Genomic DNA, 17,316 nt, shown 5'->3' with positions numbered 1-17,316 from the left:
GGGGGGGGGGGGCGGGCGCCGTTCCCGGGCCCTGCGCGGGGTCGCTCGCGGCGGAGGCCCGTCGCTCGGGGGCGCGCTGTGCCTGGGCGGCGGCGGCGTCGGGCTGGCAGCATGTCAGCTGTGACCCAGCCGACCCAGCCGACCCAGCCGACCCAGCCCGCCCTCGACCCGCTCGCCGGGGTCACCACCACGGGGCGGGGGGCCGCGTCCGCCGTGCCCGACGTCGTGGTGGTCGAGCTCGGCGCCGAGGCGTCCGGCGCCGACGTCCAGGTGGCCCTCGACGCCGCGAACGCGGGGGTGCGCGCGGCGCGCGAGGCGCTGCTGGCGGGCGGCGTGGCGGCGCAGGACCTGCGCACCGCACAGACGTCCACCTGGACGCAGTCCTCGCAGCAGCCCGACGGCGCCACGACGCTCGCGGTCACGGCTCGCCTGACGCTGCGGGTCACCGTGCGGGACGTCCTGGCGTCGGGGGAGCTCGTGCGGGCCGCGCTCGGGGCGGCGGGCCCGGTCGCCCGGCTCGACTCGATGCGGTTCGCGGTGAGCGAGCCCGGGCCGCTCGCGGTCGCGGCTCGCGAGGAGGCGTTCGCGGACGCCCGCGCGAGGGCCGAGCAGTACGCGGCGCTCGCGGGGCGCGCGCTCGGGCCCGTCGTCGAGGTCAGCGAGCAGGGCGGCGGGTTCGCGCCGATGCCCCGCGCGATGTCCGCCAAGTTCGGGTCCTTCGACGCGATGGCGGTCGACCCGGGGAGCGAGCAGGTCGACGCGAGCGTGACCGTGCGGTGGGCGTGGGCGGACTGATCGCCGCAGGATCGTGACATTTCTCAGGGCGGTCGGCGACGTGGCCCCACTAGGTTGGATGCATGCTCATCATCGAGGACTACCTCCTGCTCGTGCTGGACGACGTCACGGGCCGGCCCGTCGGTGACGCCTCGTACCTCCAGCAGGTGGCGGCCGGTGCGCTGCTCGTCGAGCTCGCGCTGAAGGGACGCGTCGACCTCGCGGGGGACGCCTCGGGATGGCGGTCGGGGCGGGTCGTGGTCCGCGACCAGTCGCCGACCGGGAGCCCGTTGCTCGACGACGCGCTCGCGACGGTCAAGTCGAAGGAGGGCTCCAAGCCCAAGAGCCTGGTCGAGGTGCTGTCGCGGTCCAGGCCTGCGGACGCCGCCCTCGACGGCCTCGTGGCGCGCGGTCTGCTGCGCCGCGAGGAGGGCCGCATCCTGGGCATCTTCCCCACGACCCGCTGGCCCGCCGCGGACTCGCGCCACGAGGGCGAGGTGCGGCGCACCCTCGCCCACGTCCTGCGCGACGGCGGCGCTCCCGACGAGCGCACGGGGGCGCTCGTCGCGATCCTCGCGGCCACGAAGCAGGCCGGCCGGGTCATGGCCGCGGGCGCGGAGCTGACCGCGTCGGACCGTCGGGAGATCGACCGCCGCGCGAAGGAGCTCGCCGAGGGGAGCTGGGCCGCGGGAGCCACCCGTCGCTACGTCGAGGAGATCACGGCGGCCACGACCGCGGCGCTCACGACGACCGTGGTCATCGCGGGCGCCCAGTCCTGACCGTGCACGTCCAGCCGCGCGCCGCGACACTCGCGGGTTTCCCTTGACGTGGCGCGCCCGGGTACAGTAGTTCGGTTGCCTCGGCGAGGGACGTCTGACGGCCGGTGAGACACCGGAAGGTCAGCAGGATCCTGATGGGTCCCCGTAATCGACTGGGCGGTCGTCCTCGTGCGCCCGTCATGTGTCCCGCGCCGACGCAGCCGCCCCGTCCTCCGGTGCCAACCAGCCGGCCGGACAGCCGATCGCTTCCCACTGGTGGTCGGCCCGCAACCGTTCTTCAGGAGTTCACGTGTCCGAGATCAAGCTTGTCGCAGAGGCCCGCACCGAGTTCGGCAAGGGTGCCGCCCGCCGCATCCGCCGCGCTTCCCAGATTCCTGCCGTCCTGTACGGGCACGGCACGGACCCCGTCCACATCGCGCTCCCCGGTCACGTGACGACGCTGGCCCTCAAGCAGGCCAACGCCCTCTTCTCGATCGAGCTCGACGGCAAGCCGGTCCTCGCGATCGCCAAGGACGTCCAGCGCGACCCGGTCAAGGACGTCGTCGAGCACATCGACCTCCTCATCGTGAAGAAGGGCGAGAAGGTCGAGGTCGAGGTCAACGTGCACGTCGTCGGCGAGTCCGCTCCCGGCACGATCCACGTCGTCGAGTCGCAGACGCTGCTCCTCGAGGCCGAGGCCACGCACCTGCCGGAGGCCGTCGAGGTCTCGATCGAGGGCCTCGAGGCCGGGCACATCGTCCGCGCCGGCGAGATCACGCTGCCCAAGGGCTCCGTGTTCCACGGCGACGCCGAGCTCGCGGTCGTCGCGATCACCGAGCCGCGCAGCGAGGTCGCTGCCGAGGCAGAGGCCGAGGCCGCCGAGGCAGCCGACGAGGCTCCCGCCGAGGCCTGAGCCTCACCGTCCCCCGGCTCGGACCCGCCTCGGCGGACCTGAGCCGGCGGATCGCAGGACACGTACGTTCGAGGCGTCCGGTGCCGTACGGCGCCGGACGCCTCGAACGTTCCCCCAGACGTCGATGAAGGACCAGGTGACATGACCGACCAGCCGTGGCTCGTCGTCGGGCTCGGGAATCCCGGACCGACCTACGCGGGCAACCGTCACAACGTCGGCCACATGGTGCTCGACGTCCTGGCCGGTCGTGCCGGTGCGACGTTCAGCGCCCACAAGGCGCGCGCCGCGGTGGCCGAGGCGCGTCTCGGCGTGCTGCCGGGCGGGGCCCCCGGGCCGCGGGTGCTCCTGGCCAAGCCCTCGACGTACATGAACACGTCGGGCGGACCGGTCGCGGGCCTCGCCCAGTACTTCGGGATCGACCCCGACCACGTGATCGTCGTCCACGACGAGGTGGACATCCCGTTCGGGGACATCAAGCTCAAGTCCGGTGGCGGCGAGGGCGGTCACAACGGCCTGCGCGACATCACCAAGGCGCTCGGGACCCGTGACTACGTGCGCGTCCGCGCGGGCGTCGGACGCCCCCCGGGCCGCATGGACACCGCGGACTACGTGCTCAAGAACTTCTCGGGCGCGGAGGCCAAGGAGCTGCCGTTCCTGCTCGACGACGCCGCGGACGCCGTCGAGATGGTCCTCACCGAGGGGCTCCTCGCGGCCCAGGGGAAGTTCCACACCAAGGCCTGACGTCCGGGGCGCCGTGACCTGGTCGACGCCCGGTCGGCCGCAGCCCGGCGGACGTGGTCCGCGAGAGCGGACTTCACCCGGGTGACGTGTCCTCTTCGTCCGTTCTGGCCTGTTCGCTCGCCCTAGGCTGGATCGATATCCAACCTGGGCGGGCAGCCGTCTCCTGCCCCACGACGGAGGCACGATGACCGAGGGTGTGGCGCTCGCGCACGACTACGCGACGCAACGCGGGGGCGCCGAACGGGTGGCCCTGTGGCTGGCCGAGGCCTTCCCCGGGTCGCCGATGTACACGACCCTCTACGATCAGGCGGGCACGTTCCCCGAGTTCTCCCGGCTCGACCTGCGGACGTCCGCGCTCGACCGGGTCGGTGCGCTGCGCCGCCACCACCGGCTCGCGCTGCCCCTCCTCGCACCCGCGGTCTCGGCCCAGCGCGTCGACGCCGACGTCCTGCTCGCGAGCTCCACGGGCTGGGCCCACGGGTACCGCGGCGCGGGTCGCACGGTCGTCTACTGCCACGCGCCCGCCCGGTGGCTCTACCAGCGCGACCGCTACCTCGGCGGCAGGGACGGCGCGAGCAGGACCGACCGCCTCCGGGGCGGTGTCGCCTCCGCCGCCCTCGCCGCGCTGAGCCCCGCGCTGCGCGGCTGGGACCGGCGGGCCGCCGGGCGCGCCGACGTCTACCTCGCCAACTCGACCGTGACCCAGCGTGCGGTCCGCGAGGCCTACGGCATCGAGGCCGAGATCTTGCCGCCGCCCCCCGCGATGCTGCCCGCCGGCCCCGAGCGCGAGGTCCCCGGGATCGAACCCGGCTTCCTGCTGTGCGTCGCACGGCTCCTGCCGTACAAGAACGTCGACGTGCTGGTCGAGGCGGCCCGCCTCGCGGGACGCCACCTGGTGATCGTCGGCGACGGACCGGACCGGGCGCGCCTCGAAGGCCTCGCCGCGCGCGGGCGCCCCGTCTCCGGGAGGTGGGGCACGTCGTCGGGCACCCGCGGGACGACGCTGCTGGGCCGGGTCGACGACCCCGAGCTGCGCTGGCTCTACCGGAGCTGCTCGATGCTCGTCGCCGCCTCGTACGAGGACTACGGCCTGTCGCCGCTCGAGGCCGGTGCCTTCGGACGGCCCTCCGTCGTCCTGCGGGACGGCGGGTATCTCGACACCGTGGTCGAGGGGGTGACGGGTGCCTTCTTCGACGCCCCCGAGCCCGATCTCGTCGCGCGGGCAGTCCAGGACGCGTCGGCCGTCCCGTGGGAGGATGACGTCCTGACCTCGCACGTCGAGACCTTCGCGCTCCCGCGCTTCGTCGCGCGCCTGCGCGAGGTGGTCGACGAGCAACGAGGCCTCGTGCACGCCGGTGCCAGCACCTCAGGGGAGAGGAACTCATGACAGTCCGGGAGTTCGTCCGTACGGTATGGGCCGGCAAGTACTACGTGCTGGCGGCGGTGCTCGTGGTCGTGGCCGCGGCGTTCGTCTACCTCAACCAGCAGGAGACCGTCTACAAGGCGACCGCGAGCGTACGGCTCGTCGGCGTGCAGTCGGCGCAGGGCGGGGAGCAGGTCGTCGAGGTCACGGTCGACACCGACCTGGGGGACGTCACGTCCGACCCCGTCGTGGAGGCCGCCGCGACCACGCTCGGCTACACGGGCGACCCCGCGGCGCTCGCCGCGCAGGTCTCGGCCGACTACCCCACCGAGAGCCAGAGCCTCATCGCCATCAGCGCGAAGACCCTCGACCCCCAGGAGTCGCAGGACGTCGCGAACGCGTTCGCCGACGCGTACGTCGCCCAGCTCACGGTCCTGCGCGACGCACAGGTGGCGGCGCTCGACGCGAGGAGGCAGTCGCTCGCCGAGCAGCTCGCGGGCGTCACGGCCCGCCTCTCGGTGGCCTCGGACGACCCGCTCGCGCTCGCCGAGAAGGAGACCATCGTCACCGACTACACCTCGCTCACGGTCCAGGCGAACACCCTCCGGGCGATCACCGTCCCCGCTGAGGTCGAGACGCCCGCCACGAGCGCCGAGGCGCTGGGCCTGGGACGGAGCACGGTGCTGGCCCTCGCGGCCCTGGCCGGGCTCGTCGCGGGCATCGGGCTGGCCTTCGCCCGTCGCGGCCTCGACGTCCGGGTGCGTGGTGCGGCCGACGCTGCCCGCCTCGCGCAGACGCCCGTGCTGGCCGAGCTCTACGGCGTGCGCACGTCGGACCGTGACTACAGCCACTCGCACACGCTGCCCGTCTCGCGCAAGGTCGCCACCCCCTTCACCGAGTCGATCCGTGAGCTCAGGACGGCCGTCCAGGTCTCCCTCGCGGAGGCGGACCGGGTCGTCGTGGTCGTCACGGCCGCGGACCCGCACGCGCCCCGCACGTTCATCGCGGCCAACCTTGCGGCCTCGTTCGCGCTGAGCGGTCGCCGCACGATCGCGGTCTCGGGCGACCTGCGCCGCCCTCAGCTCGACCGGGTCCTGCCGCCGCCCGAGGGCTGGTCGGGCGACCCGCACACTCTGCGCCCCACCAGCATCCCCAACCTGGGCGTGTTCCCCGTCCCCGAGGAGGAGATGGACCCGGCGGACTTCCTCGCGACGACCCGCGCGGGAAAGCTCATCGCCGACCTGAGCGACGACGCCGAGGTGGTCGTGATCGACGCCCCGCCCGTGCTCGCGGCCGCGGACGCGACGATCCTCGGACGCTACGCGACCGGCGTGGTGCTCATCGCCTCCGCGGGGAAGACCGACCGGGCAGTGCTCGCCGAGGCCTCCGAGCGCCTGCGCATCAACAACGTGCCCCTCGTCGGCATCGCGCTCGCGGGAGTCAAGAGCGACCGGCGCATGCTCTACGCCTCGACCTACGGCGACCCGGAACGTCAGGAGGACGGGCACCCCACCCGGTCGACGGGAGGCGACGCGGTCGCACAGGCGCCCGCGCTCGCGGCCGAGCGACCAGACAGGGGAGCCCCGGGCGTCGAGCAGGTCGACGAGCCGCGGCGCGCAGCCCGTGAGCGGGCGGCGGCCGTCGTCGCCGGTCCCGCCGCCGAGCCCGCGGCGACCGCTGCGGCCCGGCGGGACGCCGGAGGCCGCCAAGGCCCCCTGCTGTCGCCGGAGTGGGGCAAGATCACGACCGTGCCCGGGGGGCAGGGCGAGGCACGTCCCCGCACGGCCCCGGCCCGCACGAACGACGAGTCGGAGCAGGGCGGCAGCGGCACAGGGCGCAAGCTGCCGTTCCGTTGGTGACGACGCGGCGCGCGGGGGGATCGCCGCCCGGCCGACCGGTGCGGGTCCTCGTCCTCGACCACACGGGCGAGCTCGGCGGTGCCGAGCTGGCCCTCGTCCGGCTCGTCGAGGTGCTGGGCCCGGACGTCGACGTGCGCGTGCTGCTGTTCTCCGACGGCCCGCTGGTCGCTCGGCTGCGGGCAGCGGGGGCTGTCGTCGAGGTCCTGCCGCTCGACCCGGGGACGGCGTCCACGTCGCGGAGCGCGGTGGGGTGCGCGGGCCTCGGCCAGCTCGTCACGGCGGCGCGGCTCGTGCCGTTCACGTGGCGGCTCTCGCGCCGGGTTCGCGCGCTGCGGCCGGACGTCGTCCACACGACCTCGCTCAAGGCGGACGTGCTGGGTGTCGTGCCGGCGCGGGCCGCGCGGGCCGCGCTCGTCTGGCACGTCCACGACCGGATCGCCGACGACTACCTCCCGGCGCGGGTCGCGCGCGTCTTCCGCTGGGCCTCGACGCGGTTTCCCCGGGAGGTGGTCGTGAACTCGCAGGCCACGGCCTCGACCCTGCCCGGCCGCTCGACCGTGGCCTACCCGGGGTTCGCGGCCGGTCAGGTGCGCACGGACGGGCGCCCGACGCGTGCGGACGGTCGCTCGCCGGTCGTGGGCATGGTCGGCAGGATCAGCCCGACGAAGGGGCAGCTCGAGCTCGTGCGCGCCGCGCGCCAGGTCCTCGACGAGCACCCCGAGGTGACCTTCCGGGTCGTGGGCGAGCCGAGCTTCGGCGCCGAGGACTACGCCGAGGAGGTGCGTGCCGAGGCGGTGCGGCTCGGTGTCGCCGAGCGCTTCGTCTGGACGGGCTTCGCGGCGGACCCGTCGGCCGAGCTCGACGGGTTCGACGTGTGCGTGCACGCGTCTCCCGTCCCGGAGCCGTTCGGCCAGGTCGTGGTCGAGGCGATGATCCGTGAGGTCCCGGTCGTCGCGACCAGGGCGGGGGGCGTCGTGGAGATCCTCGCGGGGTCGCCGGAGGACCCCGCGCCGCTGGGCGAGCTCGTCGAGCCGGGCGACGTCGAGTCGTTGGCCCGGGGGATCTCGGCAGTGCTCGTCGACCCGGGGTCCGCAGCGGACAGGGCCCGTCGCGCCGCCGGCATCGCGCGGCGCCGGTTCGCGGCGACGCGGACCGCGGAGGTCGTCAGCGAGGTGTGGGGGCGAGCCGCCAGGTCCGCTCGATGACGTCGCGCATCGCGCGGCCCTGCGCCTCCCACGTGGGGATGTCGTCGTCCTGGTGGGTGTCGGTCGCTGCCGGCGCGGTGAGCGCGGCGCGCACGGCCTCCGGGTAGTCCGCGGGAGGGGCGACCGTGACCCGTGGGTCGTCGGCGTCGCGGAAGCCGGCGACCGGGGTCGCGACGACCGGTCGCCCCACGGCCCGGTATTCGTAGAGCTTGAGCGGGTCGAGGCTGTCCGTGAAGTCGTCGACGAGGTGGGGCACGAGGAGCGCGGTCGCGTGCTGGAGGTAGGCGGGGACCTCGGTCCAGGGGCGTGCGCCGAGCAGCCGCACGCCGGCCGCCGTGAGGTCGTCGTACTCCTGGCTCGTCAGGTCGAGCACGGGGCCGACGACCACGACCGTGCCGGCCCCGGCCGTGGTCGTGGCGGTCCGGGCGACCAGGTCGAGGTCGAAGCGGTCGCGGTGGACGGTGCCCAGGTAGAGGGCCACGGGTCCGTCGGGCAGGTCCGCGGGGCGTTCCCTGGGCTGCCGGTAGCGCTCGACGTCGACGCCGTTGGTGAGGAGCGTGACGGCCCTCTCGGCGCCCTTGCTCTGGGCGAGGTGGGGCGAGCACACGGTCACCTCCTCGCAGGCCTGCAGCAGGAGCGCCTCGTCCGCGAGGAGCCGACGGCGGATCTCGGGCGGGCGGTCGGCCGCGACCCAGTCGTCGGTCACGTCGTAGAGCGACGGCCAGTCGGTGTCCCGGACCAGGGTCGCGGCCGCGGGGTCGTTGACCCACAGCACGGGACGCGTGAGCCCGACGCGGCGTGCGGCCCGGCGCACGAGCGACGCGAGGCGGGCGTCGACCCGGGGGTCGACGCGGCGCGGCAGGATCTTGGTGGGCTGGTAGAGCCACAGCTGGTCGGGTCCGACCCCCTCGACCGGGTCCGCGCGCCGGAGCCCGTGCCCGGCCCGGGGGCGGAAGCCACGACGGACCTCGTGCAGCGGGTCCGCGGCAGGTTCGACGAACAGGACCACGAGCGACGGGTCGGCCCGCAGGAGCTCGGTCACGAGGTACTGGTTGCGTCGCCACACGAGGTCCCAGGACTCGAGCGAGACGACCACGAGCTCGTGCACGGCAGGGGGAAGGTCGCTCACGGCGTGGGGCTCCGATGCTCGTCGTGCGGGCGGGTCCCCGGGCGGACGACGCCGCGGTACACCGCTGCCGTCCCCTGGACCTGGGCCTCGGGGGTGAAACGGGTCCGCTGGACCGTGCGCGCGGCCTCGCCGAACGCGTCGCGCCGGGACGCGGACCGGGCCAGGGCCGCGAGGTTCTCGCCCGCCCGGTCGACGTCGGTCGACGGGTACAGGGCGAGCGGGTCGAGCCCGGCGAGCGTCTCCAGGTGCCCACCGGCCCCGGCCGCCACGACGGGCAGCGCGTTGGACATGGCTTCCAGGACGCTGAGCCCGAGCCCCTCGACCGGGCAGGGTGCCAGGAGGACCGCCGCGCGCTGCATGAGGTCGTCGACGTCGGAGCGGGCGCCGAGGAACCGGACGTGCCCCGCGAGACCCTCACGGGCGACGAGGGTCTCGAGGGCGGCACGCTGCGACCCGTCGCCCGCGACGAGGAGCTGCCAGCCGTCGTGGTGCAGGCGTGACGCCGCGAAGGCGAGCACGCCCAGGTCGGTGCGCTTCTCCGGCTCGAGCCGCTGGACGAGCAGGACGCTGCGGTCGCGCCCGGCCGCGGGCGGGGCGGTGGGGCGGTCGTCGATCCCGGGGTGGACGACGACGCTGTCGCCGTCGACGTGGTCGGCGACGTACCGGCTGATGGAGATCTGCGCGCGCACCGGTCGGCGGGCGACCGAAGCGCTCAGGCCGGCGGCCGGGCCGCTGCCCCGGGTCCGTGCGAAGTGGCGCGTGGCGACGACGGGCGGCATGCGCCGGAGCGTCACGCCCGCGAGCGAGGCCGCGATCTCGGCCGACGTCATGTGAGCGTGCAGGACGTCGGCCCCCCGCGCCGTCGTGCGGATCGTGCGCACGACCTGCGCGAGGGACCCTGCGGGCAGGACCCGCACGGTCGGGTCGTCGACGGTGGCCCGCATGCGGGGCACGTCGCCGCCGACCACGACGACCTGGTCCCCGTGGGCGGCCTGCGCGCGTGCCAGTCGGGCGACGTGCCGTTCGACGCCCGCGAAGGCGTCGGAGTGCACGACGTGAAGCACTCTCACGTGGTCGGGTCCTTCCGGTGGCGGCCCGTCGGCTCGGGCTGGGGGGCGGGGATCACGGCCGGGGTGAGCACCAGGTGCTTCGTGGGGCCCGTGGCGTCGAGCATCTCCTCGACCGACCGGAGGTCGTCGACGGGCAGCGTGTCGCCGGTCTCCTCGCGCGCGGCGCGCCGGGACTCGGCGTAGGCGTCCGCGCCCACGCAGACACCGACGATGAGGAACGGCACGGACACCTGGACCGAGACCCAGAAGAGGTCGAACTGTCCCTGGATGAAGCGCATGAGGAGCACCGAGAACGCGAGCGTCCCGAAGCGCGGGTTGAGGCGCCACAGCACGACGAGCGACCCGAAGAAGAGCACGAGGAACGCGACGAGCCCGACGATCCCGGCCGACGTGAGCACCTCGAGCTCGGCGTTGGGCGGCTGGAAGGTGTACTCGGTGCGGTTCGCGACCCACCAGCGCAGCCCGACCCCGACCCACGGGCTGCGCTCCCAGACGTCGATGGCCTGCTCGTACCAGGTGAGCCGCTGGTAGGCGGAGTTGAACTGGTCGTTGGTCGCGAGCTGCTCCTGGACGGCGGCCCACACGAAGTAGACGGCGGGGATCGCGGCGAGCAGGATGAGCTTGGAGCGCTTGCGGTCCGGGTCCGCGCGCAGGGTGATGAGGACGACGCCGATCGCGAGGCCGATCAGGGCCTGGCGCGACTGCGACGCGAGGACCGCGAGGCCGAACAGCCAGAACGCGGGGTAGGTGAACGCCTTGGGCCACCCCACCCACCACGGCCGGGCGTAGGCCAGCAGCGCCGCGCTCCCCAGGACGCACCCGACGAAGTTCTTGTGCATCGGGAACGGGATCTGCAGGTACACGGGACCGGTGTTGCCCGCGGCGAGCTGCTGCAGTGCCGTGAAGCACGTCAGGGCCGCGATGATCAGGCACGGGATCATGAACAGCGTGAGCCCGAGCCGCGCGCGTCCCGCCCGGCCCACGGCCCACCCGACGAGCAGGGCGCCGCCGACCGAGAGCCAGGCGTGGAACCACTCGACGGTGTTCGCGGTGTACGGGTTGGCGATGACCGTGAAGAGCGTGGCGACCTGGTAGAACGCCGAGAGCCACAGGAGCGAGCGCATGGGGCGCGAGAGGGGCCGCTGCGTGAAGAAGAGCGCGAACCAGAACGCCCCGAAGAGCGCGAAGTCGCTCAGCGACAGGTTGACGGCGTCGCCGCCGACCCGCTGGACGACCACCATCGCGGGCATCGCGAGGATCGGCATGGCGGCCGGCTCGTAGATCGTCATCCCGACGACGAGGACCAGCGCGGCGACCGCGACCGAGATCGCGGTATACTCGGGCACCAGGAGGCCGATCCCGACCAGGACCACGGCGACCGCGACAGATCCCGCGGCCCAGGCGAGGGACCGGCGGATCACGTCGTGGGGTCCGGGGCCGCGGGGCGGGCGAGCATCGCCGCCTCGGCCGAGAGGGGGCCGCGGGCGTAGAGCCGGAGCCGCAGCCGCGCCAGGTCGCGACCGGCGCCCCGGAGCGCGACGGCTCGTGCGGCCGAGCCGGCGAGGACCCCGGCTCGTGCTGCGTGCCAGCCCGTCGCGCCGAAGTGCTTGCGCAGGTACCTCTCCTGGGAGGCGTGGAAGTGCGTCTCGCGGCGGGTCGGGTCACCGCTCGTGGCACCACCGAGGTGCAGCGCCTGGACCTCGGGTACGGCCAGGTGTCGCCTGCCGAGGAGGGTCGCCCGGTAGGCCCAGTCGGTCTCCTCGGCGTACAGGAAGAAGCTCTCGTCGAACGGCCCGACCTGTTCGAGCGCGTCGGCCCGCAGCATCAGCACGGACCCGATGACGAACGACCGGTCGGCCGGGGTCCGGCGCAGCGAGCCGAGACCGACGGCCTCGATCCAGGTACCGGCCGGGGACGGGTACGGCCAGACGACGCGCGCCGCCCCGCCGTCGCCGTCGACCTGCGCCGGGCCGACGCTCGCGAGGTCCGGCGCCTCGTGGAGCCGGGTCTGGAGGGTCAGGACGTCCTCGGGGCTCACGACGGCGTCCGGGTTGAGCAGGAGGACGTCCGACCCGGGGGTCTGGCGGTGGCGCAGCGCGTGGTTGACGCCCGCGGCGAAGCCGCCGTTGCGCCCGGGGTCGAGGTAGCGGGCGCCCGCGAGCTCGGCGACCTCGCGGATCTCCGGCAGTGACGAGTTGTCGACGACGGTCAGGGGGAGCTTGCCGACGAGCGGTCCCAGCGCGTCGCGCACCAGGTCGGGGGAGCCGTACGCGACGAGGACCACCTCGGGCGGAAGCAGCCCGCTGCCCGACGGCGGAGCACCCGTTCCCGGGGTGTGCTCGCCGCCCGCACGGGTCGGGGTCCCGGCGGGGGACGCGGGCGAGGGGTGCGCCGCCGCGGTCTCGTAGAGGGCGAGGTAGCGGCGGGCGACCTCGGGCCAGGCGCACGACGCGGCGCGCGTCAGTCCCTGCCCGCGCAGCGTCTCGGCCAGGCCGGGCTCGTCGACGACCCGGACGAGCGCCTCGCGCAGCGCCCCGGCGTCACCGGGGGGCACGAGCAGGCCCGCGCCGCCCACGACGTCGGGCAGGGCCCCCGAGTCGCTCGCCACCACGGGCGTGCCGCACGCCATGGCCTCGACCGCGACCCGACCGAACTGCTCGATCCAGCCGGGGGTGTCGAGGGACGGGACGGCCAGGACGTCGAGCGAACGGTAGAACGCGACCAGGTCGTCGCCCGCGAGCGGTCCGACGAACCGGACCCGGTCGCCCAGCGGCCGTGCCCGGTCGCGGAGCGTACGGGCCGACGGGCCGTCGCCCGCGAGCGTCACGTGCAGGCGGTCGTCGTCGCGGGCCGCGGCGAGCAGGACGTCCACGCCCTTGTGCGGGGCGAGACGCCCCGCGTAGCCCACGTGCACCGGCCCCCCGGCCCGCCCCGTCCCGGGGCGACCCGGATCGGGGACGGGCGCGACGCCGTCGGGCCGGAGGGTCGACGGGCCGGGGGTGACGGCCCCGCCCGGGGAGAAGACCGACAGGTCCACGCCCAGCGGGACCACCTCGACCGCCCCGCGCGCGCCCTTGGCGCGGACGATGCGCGCCGCGGCCTCGTTGCAGACCGACACCGCGGCCGCGCCACGCAGGGCCGCGGCCTCGAACGCGCGGAACGGCCAGGGGTAGCGCTTGGGGATGTTCTGCGCCGAGTACAGGACGTAGGGCGGCGCCGGGCGACGACGCCAGGCCGGGACGAGGGCTCGGAGCCGTCGCAGCGCCAGGATCTCGGCCGTCGCGAGCGCGAACGGCTCCTCGTGCAGGTCGAGGACGTCCCACTCCTGCCCCAGGGCGCGCCAGAGCGGGCCAGGGGCGTAGACGAACAGCGCGGGGTGCGACCCGAACGTCCGGACGCCCTCGACGGGCTCGCCCGGTCGGGGCGTCAGCGGGACCGTCGTGCCGCCCTCGTCCCACGCCCGCGCCGACAGGAGCCCGACGTCGAGCCCGGCCGCCCGGAGCTCCCGCTCCCGCTCGCGCCACGCGTCGACCACGGCGCTGTGCGAGACGCGGAGGATCCTCATGTGGGAGATTGTCCACCAGCGAGGGGTCTCGGCCCCTGCGATCTCACCGAATTCACCCCGACCGAACCGAGGAGCGCCGTGCCCGACGAAGGTCCCGACGCCGCAGGCGCTGCCGTCGCCGCACCGCTCGTGAGCGTCGTCGTCGCCACCAACCGGGGCGGGCCGTTCCTGGCCCAGGCGCTGGCCTCGGTCGCCGCGCAGACCTACCCCCACGTCGAGCTCGTCGTGGTCGACGACGGATCGCCCGACCCGGCCGTGATCCGCGGCCTCGTCGAGGAAGCGGGGGTCGGGACGGTCCTGCGCCTGGACCCGTCGGGCGTCTCCACGGCGCGCAACACGGGCGTCCGGCACACCCGGGGCGAGCTGCTCGCATTCCTCGACGACGACGACCGCTGGCACCCCGACAGGCTGCGCCTCGCGGTCGATGCGCTGACCGCCCGACCCGACGCCGTGATCTCCTACTGCGCGATGCGCACGGTCGACCCGGCGGGCGAGCAGCTCGTGGGCGCCGACCAGCGCCCGGCCCGCGACGCACGGGACGTCGTCCGCGGCCGGACCGGGATCATGCTGCCCAACCTCGTGATCCGCCGCGGTGCCTTCGACGCCCTGGGCGGGTTCGACCCCGCGTACCGGCAGGGCGAGGACCTCGACCTGGTCCTCGCGGCCGCGACGCTCGGGCCGTTCGTCTTCGTCGACGAGGTCCTCGTCGACTACCGGTACCACCCGGGCAACACCACGCGGGCCTACCGCGACCTCGCCGCGGGCATCCGGGTGATCCTGCGCGAGCGGCGCTCGCAGGCACGCGCGGCCGAGCGCGGCGGCCCTGCCGGACTTGACGCCGCCTACCGCGACCGGCTCCGCGCGAACGACCGCTTCGCGGCGTGGAGCGCCGCGCGGGCCGCGCGGGCCGAGATCTCGGCCCGCCGGTTCCGCGCCGCGCTCGGCCACGTCACCTGGGCCGCGCGGTTCGCGCCGCTCGCGCCCCTGGACTGGGTCCGGGAGCGGGTGCGGCGGGCCGTCGGCAGGTGACGGGCAGAGTGACGGGCAGGGCGACGGGTGCCGGCGCCGGCGAGACGAAGGACTAGGACGCGTCCTGCCGCCAGGTCGGCGGCGGGACGATCGGCGGTGCCGCAGGGACCCGCCCGAACCTCCACCCGGCGCTCCAGGCCAGCCGCCACACCAGGTCGGAGAGGTCCCCCGGGCGCCGGATGGTGGACGCCTTGCGCAGCGCCTTCCGGACGAACGAACCACCACGGACGGCGAACACCCGGCCGCGCCGGGCGACCGCCGCGAGGCTGCCTGTGACGCCCGCCCGCTGCGCGCTCTCCGCCGGGGCGGAGCCCGCGACGACGGCCGTGACAGGGGGCTCGGAGGTGCCCGTCGTGCGCGGAGCCTGCGCGTACAGCAGCGCGTAGCGGTGGCTCAGCCAGCGCTCGCCCGCGCCGTACGCGAAGGACTGCCGGGCGATGTTCCGCAGACCGTCGCGGCGCCGGACGTGCAGCACGATGTCCGGGTCGAACACCAGGTCGTGGCCCGCGAGCTGGACCCGGATGCAGAAGTCGTCGTCCTCCGCGGTCCGGGCCCCCTCGTAGAAGCCCCCGACCTCGTCGAAGACCGCTGTGCGCACGCCCATGTTGCCCGAGCCCGCCGTGACGAACTGCTCCAGCCCGGGCTTGACCGTCAACCGGTCCGTCTGGGCCGTCCACGTGACCGACGACGTCAGGCCGGCGTTGAGCCGGGAGCCCTCGAACGGGCCCGCGACGAACTCGTGCTCGGCCAGCGCGCGGTGCATCGCCTCGACCCAGCCGTCCGCGACCATGTCGTCGGCGTCGCAGAACGCCAGGGCCTGCGCCCTCGCCTGCGCGACGGCGATGTTGCGGGCCGCGCTGGGACCGCGGCGGGCCGAGGCGTCGACGAGCCGGAGCTCGGGCATGCGCTCGGTCCACTCCCCGACGAGCCGACGGGTCCCGTCGCTCGACCCGTTGTCGCTCACGATCACCTCCCAGGGCCACGCGGGACGCTGCGCGAGCAGCGCGCCGAGCTGCACCCCGAGCGTCTCCTGCGCGTCGTACGCCGGGATGATCACCGAGAGCTCCGGGCGGGCCTGCGCGCCGGTGGGTGTGCTCATGTCTGACGCATCCTCTCGCGGGCCATGCTCATGACAGGCTGGTAGGTGGTCACCAGGTCGTGGGCGGTCACGGTCCGGTAGCCGTCGGCCGCGAGACGGTCGAGCAGCAGGTCCAGGACCCGGGCACGGTCGAAGGCCGGGAACACCTCGTCGTCCCCGAGCGTCTCCGGGTCGCCCCGGTCGTCGTGGAGCAGCAGCATGCTCCCGGGGAAGATCGTCGACAGGGCGCGCTCGGCGATCCGCTCCTCCTCGTCGTCGACCCAGTCGAACGCGTCGCCCGACCAGATGAGCACGTCCATGCCCAGGCCCGCGATGCCGTGCGCCTGGCGGACCGTGTGCGCGCCGTACGGGGGCCGGAACGAGACGAGCGGCGCCGAGACGATCGACTCGACCTCGTCCCTCGCGTCCCGCACGTACCGGACCGCCTCGGCGTCCCCCATCGTCAGCAGCGACCGGTGGTCCTGCCCGTGGAGCGCGAGCTCGTGGCCGTCGGCGAGGATGCGGCGGGCGATCTCCGGGTGCGCCCGCACCTGCCGGGCGAGCGCGAAGAACGTCGCGGTCTCGCCGCGCGCGGCGAGCAGGTCGAGCAGGCGAGGCGTGTGCTCGGGGTGCGGGCCGTCGTCGTACGTGATCGACACGACCCGGTCCGACGTGTTGACGCAGAACGTGCCCAGCGCGCGCGTCAGGGCGCGAGGGAGCGGGAGGCGCGTGTACGCGACCTCCGCGAACCCGCCCCCCACGGGCGCGGGCCTGCTCTCGATGTCGCGGCGACGGACCACGATCCCGCGGGGAGCGCGACGGGCCGCGGTACGGGATCCGCCGGGCAGGGACTCGGACATCGGCTGACCCTCTCTGGTCGTCCGGGACGGGGACCGCGCCGGACGGGCCGGGCGGGGTGGTGCAGATGCTACGGGTGCCACGGGGCGGGCGCGTGCGCGTCCCGCCTAGGTGCGGACCCCGTCGAGCGCCTCGAGCTTCGCGAGGGCCGCAGGGTCCTCGGCGCTCGCGGCGACGAGCCGGGGCCGGAGGGCGTCGAGCGCGTCCTGGAGGCTCACGCCGAGCATGTGGTGGAACGACCAGTCGTCCTCGGGGTCGAAGGCCGGGTCGAGGCTCCGGTCGCGCGGGCGCGGGTCGTTGCCCGTGATGTCCCCCGAGTCGAGGAACGGGATGCCCCGCGTCCGCGGCCCGAAGGTCTCGAAGTCGGTCACGACGGGCCTGCCGTCGAGCATCCAGATGTTGTGCGGCTGCAGGTCGCCGTGCAGGTTGCCCGTGAGGTAGATCTCGAGCAGGACGTCTAGGGTCCACGCCCCCAGGTCGACCCGGTCCTCGCGCGAGAGCTGCTGCCCGGCGACGTCGAGCCGGGACTCGTCCGGCAGGCGCGGGACCGTGAACCCGCGACGGTGCCACCGGACCACGGGCATGCGCCACGGCCGGTCGCCGAAGAGGTCTCCCGTGGCCTTCTCCGCGAGGAACGCGTCCTTGCCGACGCGGGTGCGGGCGAAGTACTTCGAGACCGTGGGTCGCCCGCCGGTCGTGGTGTAGACGGTCACCGAGCGGTCGGTGGCCTTGACGAAGGTCGCACCGACAGGGCTGCCGAAGATGTAGACCATCCGCGCCCGGTCCACGACCCTGCGGACCAGCGAGCGGGGCGGCCCCTCCGCCTGGACGGCAGGCATGCTCATGACGACTCCTCGACTGGTGGTGTGCGGTCGCGGACCCCCACGATCGATCCGGCAACGGTAGCGGTGAGCGCTGCGGGCGGTCCATGGCAGGACGCCGCGAGAGCGGGCGAAATCCGCGGGGAGACGCCC

Annotated in this window: 15 protein-coding genes; 8 read left to right on the top strand and 7 right to left on the bottom strand. The window is 74.7% G+C overall.

What is annotated here, in order from left to right; translation table 11 throughout:
- Positions 1 to 120: 120 nt before the first annotated feature.
- The 7 genes from H9640_RS12450 to H9640_RS12420 all read left to right on the top strand — a co-directional run bounded on the left by H9640_RS12450 (position 121) and on the right by H9640_RS12420 (position 7,613).
- The gene (locus tag H9640_RS12450) at positions 121 to 795 is read left to right on the top strand and encodes an SIMPL domain-containing protein (RefSeq protein WP_191791026.1); all 675 of its coding nucleotides are present in this window, start codon (positions 121 to 123) and stop codon (positions 793 to 795) included.
- A 62-nt stretch (positions 796 to 857) separates the two neighbouring features.
- Positions 858 to 1,553, top strand: coding sequence for a GOLPH3/VPS74 family protein (locus H9640_RS12445; RefSeq protein ID WP_191791025.1), 696 nt, complete (start codon positions 858 to 860; stop codon positions 1,551 to 1,553).
- 289 nt (positions 1,554 to 1,842) lie between these two features.
- Positions 1,843 to 2,445 carry a 50S ribosomal protein L25/general stress protein Ctc gene (locus H9640_RS12440; protein WP_191791024.1) on the top strand — a complete coding sequence of 201 codons (603 nt, stop codon included), beginning with the start codon at positions 1,843 to 1,845 and terminating at the stop codon, positions 2,443 to 2,445.
- A 141-nt stretch (positions 2,446 to 2,586) separates the two neighbouring features.
- A complete protein-coding gene (gene pth / locus H9640_RS12435; RefSeq protein ID WP_138823097.1) occupies positions 2,587 to 3,186 on the top strand; it encodes an aminoacyl-tRNA hydrolase in 600 nt (199 codons plus the stop codon).
- Between the two features lie 184 nt (positions 3,187 to 3,370).
- Positions 3,371 to 4,573 carry a glycosyltransferase gene (locus H9640_RS12430; protein WP_191791023.1) on the top strand — a complete coding sequence of 401 codons (1,203 nt, stop codon included), beginning with the start codon at positions 3,371 to 3,373 and terminating at the stop codon, positions 4,571 to 4,573.
- Positions 4,570 to 6,408 carry a polysaccharide biosynthesis tyrosine autokinase gene (locus H9640_RS12425; RefSeq protein WP_191791022.1) on the top strand — a complete coding sequence of 613 codons (1,839 nt, stop codon included), beginning with the start codon at positions 4,570 to 4,572 and terminating at the stop codon, positions 6,406 to 6,408. Before H9640_RS12430 ends, H9640_RS12425 begins: the two co-directional genes overlap by 4 nt.
- Positions 6,405 to 7,613: a glycosyltransferase gene (locus H9640_RS12420; protein ID WP_191791021.1), complete on the top strand. Its 1,209-nt coding sequence runs from the start codon at positions 6,405 to 6,407 to the stop codon at positions 7,611 to 7,613. Before H9640_RS12425 ends, H9640_RS12420 begins: the two co-directional genes overlap by 4 nt.
- Here the strand turns inward: H9640_RS12420 and H9640_RS19685 are convergent.
- The 4 genes from H9640_RS19685 to H9640_RS12400 are packed head-to-tail and all read right to left on the bottom strand — an operon-like array spanning position 7,573 to position 13,377.
- Entirely contained in the window at positions 7,573 to 8,742 is a 1,170-nt protein-coding gene (locus H9640_RS19685; protein WP_318243763.1) for a glycosyltransferase, read from the bottom strand. The genes H9640_RS12420 and H9640_RS19685 overlap by 41 nt on opposite strands.
- Entirely contained in the window at positions 8,739 to 9,812 is a 1,074-nt protein-coding gene (locus H9640_RS12410; RefSeq protein WP_191791020.1) for a glycosyltransferase family 4 protein, read from the bottom strand. Before H9640_RS12410 ends, H9640_RS19685 begins: the two co-directional genes overlap by 4 nt.
- The gene (locus H9640_RS19680) at positions 9,809 to 11,233 is read right to left on the bottom strand and encodes an O-antigen ligase family protein (protein ID WP_191791019.1); all 1,425 of its coding nucleotides are present in this window, start codon (positions 11,231 to 11,233) and stop codon (positions 9,809 to 9,811) included. Before H9640_RS19680 ends, H9640_RS12410 begins: the two co-directional genes overlap by 4 nt.
- The gene (locus H9640_RS12400) at positions 11,230 to 13,377 is read right to left on the bottom strand and encodes a glycosyltransferase (RefSeq protein WP_191791018.1); all 2,148 of its coding nucleotides are present in this window, start codon (positions 13,375 to 13,377) and stop codon (positions 11,230 to 11,232) included. Before H9640_RS12400 ends, H9640_RS19680 begins: the two co-directional genes overlap by 4 nt.
- 78 nt (positions 13,378 to 13,455) lie before the next feature.
- Here H9640_RS12400 and H9640_RS12395 point away from each other — a divergent pair, with 78 nt between their 5' ends.
- Complete coding sequence (locus tag H9640_RS12395; RefSeq protein WP_191791017.1) at positions 13,456 to 14,406, top strand: glycosyltransferase family 2 protein; 951 nt, start codon at positions 13,456 to 13,458, stop codon at positions 14,404 to 14,406.
- A gap of 52 nt (positions 14,407 to 14,458) precedes the next feature.
- Here the strand turns inward: H9640_RS12395 and H9640_RS12390 are convergent, their stop codons facing one another.
- From H9640_RS12390 to H9640_RS12380, 3 genes are all read right to left on the bottom strand, one after another.
- Positions 14,459 to 15,505: a glycosyltransferase gene (locus H9640_RS12390; RefSeq protein ID WP_191791016.1), complete on the bottom strand. Its 1,047-nt coding sequence runs from the start codon at positions 15,503 to 15,505 to the stop codon at positions 14,459 to 14,461.
- On the bottom strand, positions 15,502 to 16,344 hold the full coding sequence (locus tag H9640_RS12385; RefSeq protein ID WP_191791015.1) for a polysaccharide deacetylase family protein: 843 nt from the start codon (positions 16,342 to 16,344) through the stop codon (positions 15,502 to 15,504). The genes H9640_RS12390 and H9640_RS12385 overlap by 4 nt, the downstream gene beginning before the upstream one ends.
- Positions 16,345 to 16,449: 105 nt before the next feature.
- Entirely contained in the window at positions 16,450 to 17,187 is a 738-nt protein-coding gene (locus H9640_RS12380; RefSeq protein WP_191791014.1) for a protein kinase family protein, read from the bottom strand.
- Between the last annotated feature and the right edge of the window lie 129 nt (positions 17,188 to 17,316).

It is taken from the genome of Oerskovia gallyi, assembly GCF_014836745.1.
Classification (GTDB): Bacteria; Actinomycetota; Actinomycetes; order Actinomycetales; family Cellulomonadaceae; genus Oerskovia; species Oerskovia paurometabola.
Note: the sequence above shows the minus strand (reverse complement) of the source record. Positions and strands in the feature narration are given on the sequence as shown.